This window comes from Streptomyces sp. NRRL S-495 (genome assembly GCF_000966955.1).
Classification (GTDB): Bacteria; Actinomycetota; Actinomycetes; order Streptomycetales; family Streptomycetaceae; genus Kitasatospora; species Kitasatospora purpeofusca.
Map to the genome: position 1 here is coordinate 1 of NZ_JZWY01001175.1, position 1,315 is coordinate 1,315.

Annotated in this window: 1 protein-coding gene; it reads right to left on the minus strand. The window is 70.0% G+C overall.

The window, feature by feature from the left end; all coding sequences use genetic code 11:
* Positions 1-1,315 (minus strand): condensation domain-containing protein (locus VR45_RS40275; protein WP_045944941.1); only part of this gene is annotated, 1,315 nt, incomplete at both ends.

Sequence of the window (1,315 nt, forward strand, 5' to 3'; positions counted from 1 at the left end):
CGGCGCCAACTCCTCCACCAGCTTCTCGAACGGCACGTCCTGGTTCTCCAGCGCGCTCAACCCCGTCTCGCGCACCCGCCCGAGAACCTCCTCGAACGTCGGGTCCCCCGAGAGATCCGTGCGCACGACAACCGTGTTGACGAAGCACCCGACCAGATCGTTCAGCGCCTCGTCCGTACGCCCGGCGATCGCCGACCCGATCGGGATGTCGGCCCCCGCACCCAGCCGGCCGAGCGTCACCGCAACAGCCGCCTGCAGCACCATGAACACGGTCACCCCACGCTCACGCGCCAACTCCACCAAACGCCCGTGCAGTTCGGCCGGAACATCCAACTCCACGGTGTGACCGCGGTGCGAGGCAACCGCCGGACGCGGCCGATCGAACGGCAGCGGCAACTCCTCCGGAGCCCCCGCCAACGCCTCGCGCCAGTACTCCACCTGACGCGACAGCACACTCGACGAATCGCTCTCGTCACCCAGCAACTCCCGCTGCCACAAGGCGAAATCCGCATACTGCACCGGCAGCGGCTCCCACACCGGAGCCACGCCGCCCAAGCGCGCCGCATACGCCGCCGACAGATCCCGCATCAGCGGAGCAGTCGACCAGCCGTCCATGGCGATGTGGTGCGACAGCACCACCAGCACATGCTCGACCGGACTCACCGCGAACAGCGTCGCCCGCAACGGAATCTCGGACGAGAAGTCGAACGCATACCGGCCCGCCTCGGCCAGTGCGTCCTCCAGCCCCTCCGACGCCACCTCGACCGCCGAGAGCTCGAACCCGCACTCCTCCACACCGAGAACCCGCTGGTACGGCTCGCCGTCGACTGCCGGGAACACCGTCCGCAGCACCTCGTGCCGCCCGATGACGTCCCGCAGCGCCGCCGCGAGGGCCTCCCGGTTCACCTCGCCGGACAAGCGCAGAGCCATCGGAGTGTTGTAGGTCGCGCTCGCGCCCTCCAACTCGCCGAGGAACCACAAACGGCGCTGCGCGAACGACAACCGCACCCGCTCCGGACGCTCCGTCGCACGCAGTGCCAACCGGCCCTCACGGGCCTGGCCGAGCCGTCCCGCCAGACTCGCCGGCGTCGGCGCCTCGAACAGCTCACGGACCGCCAACTCCACACCCAGCAGCGAGCGGATCCGACTCAGCAGCCGCATCGCCAGCAGCGAGTGTCCGCCCAGCGTGAAGAAGTCGTCATCCACCCCCACCGCCGACAGACCCAGAATCTCCGCGAACGCCTGGCACAGGAGCTCCTCCTGCACCGTCGCCGGCGCCCGGCCCGCACCCGCCGCGTACTGCGGCGCCGGCAGC